This window comes from Tenacibaculum sp. MEBiC06402 (assembly GCF_049239625.1).
Taxonomy (GTDB): Bacteria; Bacteroidota; Bacteroidia; order Flavobacteriales; family Flavobacteriaceae; genus Polaribacter.
Window position 1 is genome coordinate 1 of record NZ_JBMKKT010000102.1, and the last position, 1,914, is coordinate 1,914.

2 protein-coding genes are annotated in these 1,914 nt (G+C 29.4%); both read left to right on the forward strand.

Features of this window, described 5'->3' with window-relative positions:
- Positions 1-107: 107 nt before the first annotated feature.
- Positions 108-1,277, forward strand: coding sequence for an SIR2 family protein (locus ACOSP6_RS14185; protein WP_422092679.1), 1,170 nt, complete (start codon positions 108-110; stop codon positions 1,275-1,277).
- A 164-nt stretch (positions 1,278-1,441) separates the two neighbouring features.
- Positions 1,442-1,813 carry a hypothetical protein gene (locus ACOSP6_RS14190; protein ID WP_422092680.1) on the forward strand — a complete coding sequence of 124 codons (372 nt, stop codon included), beginning with the start codon at positions 1,442-1,444 and terminating at the stop codon, positions 1,811-1,813.
- Positions 1,814-1,914: the final 101 nt, after the last annotated feature.

Sequence of the window (1,914 nt, forward strand, 5' to 3'; positions counted from 1 at the left end):
AATTCAATCTTATTAATTATCTTTCCGACACAACGGAAAAGAACTCGCGTCCTTTTCCCGCAAAAAATCATACACAAATACGTTAGCCACCATTTGAAATCACTCTTATGAAGAAAAATTTGACAGTTATTTTAGGAGCAGGATTTTCAGCAAATGCAGGAATGCCAACTGCAAGTACTATCGCAGAAAGATTCAATAGAGATTTAAAAGAAAAGCTTCTTTCCGCTTCGTCTAGCGAATGGTTTTGGATTGATGGTAAGGATAAAACTTTTATTCATAATGGAAGATTAAATTATGATTATTTAGCTTATTCTTATGTGTTTAATGAATTGGTAAAAAGTTACGTTTCAGATAGAGGCAGTTTTATCTATTATGAAGATTTTTATCAATATATAATTGATAATTTCAAAAACCCTGATTGGGTTGAAAATTTATTTGAAATAGCAAAAAAATCGCTTCTTAACGATAAGCCATTTTTTCTAGAAGAGAAAAATAAAGAATATTATGAAAGCTATTTGCATGCATTCAACACAAAACAATTTCAAAAGGTTAGTGCTATTCTGAACTATTTGATTGGAGATATCTTAACTGTGATTCCTAAAACTGACGCTGAATTAATAGAAATATATCAAGGCTTTGTTGACCATTTATTTAATTTCGAAAACATAGACATCTTCACACTTAACCACGACTTACTACTTGAAAGAGTTTTGGACCTAAATAAAATAAGATATTCAAAAGGTTTTAATTCACAAGATTCACCAATAAGTCATAATGATTTACAGGTTCCATACTTCAATAACACATTTAATGAAAAAATACGGATTCATAAACTTCATGGCAGTTTAGATTTTTTTCAATTCAGACATTATGCAGATGCTGGTAAATTATTTCTGCAACCAACTGGAGAATATGATTATTATATGACTAGTAGTTATTCTACGAAACATAATGTAATTCGTATTAATCCAGGAACTAAAGAAATACTTCAAGATTACAATTTTGACATAGTACCAAAATTTATAACTGGGACAAGAAAATTAGACACTATCGAAAATGATTTTTTATTTAAACAATTATTTCAAAATTTTCAAAAAATAATTGATGAAACCGAAAACTTATTTATTTCTGGTTACTCATTTAGCGATGAACATTTGAATGAAAAATTAAAAGCAAAAGAATATAATTATATCAATCAAAACCCAAGTAAGGAATATCCATACGGCGGAAATGGTAAGAATATAAAAAGTCTGAATGAATTAAAAAACGGCGGCTAACACCGTATATAATTTATTGCTAGTTCCAGCCTACTTACGAAAGTCCTCGCGGATTTTCTATTCGGTTTTTATTTGCTAAATTACGTGCTAAACCACGCAACAAACCATATACAAAAACGTTGGCATTCATTAACCAACATTCCCTCAAAAGTTGATATTTAGAAATGAAAAAGATTTATTCACTTTTAACAATCTGTATACTATTAACAAGTTGTTTTGATTTATTTGACCCAGCTTATTGGAAGGATGGAGATTATATTTTATCCTCTAATCCTAGAGAACCTGGTTGCTTATCACTTACCAATGACGGAATTGTCCTTTTGGATTGTGTTAAAAGTATTGGAAGCAATAAGGAATACATAATAGCTCTAGAGACAAACCCAAAAAAGCGGTTAAATTATTGGATAATCAAAAAACTTGAAAACAAATACAAAGAAAAACCAGAAGGACCTTTTGGATTTGAGGAATTTGTTGAAATGAAGAAAAAACTTTCAATAGCGGATTTAAAATTTGAAAAGGAATTTGGGAAAAATTAAAATCTATTATACAAAAGACTAAAACGAAATGCCAACAAGGTGTATAATTAATTGCGGCTGAATTTCCTCAACGGAAATTCAATCTTATTAATTATCTTTCC